The sequence below is a fragment of the Nitratireductor aquibiodomus NL21 = JCM 21793 genome (assembly GCF_000615975.1).
Taxonomy (GTDB): domain Bacteria; phylum Pseudomonadota; class Alphaproteobacteria; order Rhizobiales; family Rhizobiaceae; genus Nitratireductor; species Nitratireductor aquibiodomus.
Map to the genome: position 1 here is coordinate 1 of NZ_BAMP01000204.1, position 587 is coordinate 587.

Here is a 587-nt window from a genome sequence, read left to right on the forward strand (position 1 = left end):
CTCGCCGCCGAAAAGATGCGCGCAGCCGGCAATGTCGAGGCTCACCCCGTCGGGAAAGTCGGGCCGCGTGAGCGGCGAGAAACATTGGCACCAGAGCGCCAGCCGGATGAGCGCGCGCTCGTCGCCTGGAAGATCGGCATGGGCGACCCTGAGGGCGGGGTGGATGGCGCGCGCATCGGCCAGCGCCATGCCGGGCGAAAAACCGAGCGCTTCGGCTGCCGGATTGAGCGCGGTGATGCGCTGGCCATTGTCCGTGGTGGTGACGAGCACCAGCGGCTCGGCCTCATGAGCTTCCGCCCATTCGGCGTTGCCGCGTCCCGCATCATGCGGCCATGCGGATGCTCCTGCGGTTGACCCTTTAGTCGCCCATGCCGGCGTTCTATCGGCCAGCGGGGTAGGAAGACGGAAAGAAAGCGTGTCATGATCCCACTCGACATCCCAGCCGCTTGAGAAATGGCGGGACATCCCTTGCCTTGATTTGATGAGAGCCAGCCGCCAGCGCGGTGCACCCGACCCGGCGGACGCTGCGGGCAGCGATGCGACGGACCAGCGGGTTTCGGCGGCTGTGCTCTCTTTGAACCTGCCGC

1 protein-coding gene is annotated in these 587 nt (G+C 67.0%); it reads right to left on the bottom strand.

The annotated features are described in order from the left end of the window. The coding region (locus JCM21793_RS30810) for a Y-family DNA polymerase (protein ID WP_441909676.1) at positions 1-465 on the bottom strand (465 nt) is incomplete at its 3' end. Positions 466-587: the final 122 nt, after the last annotated feature.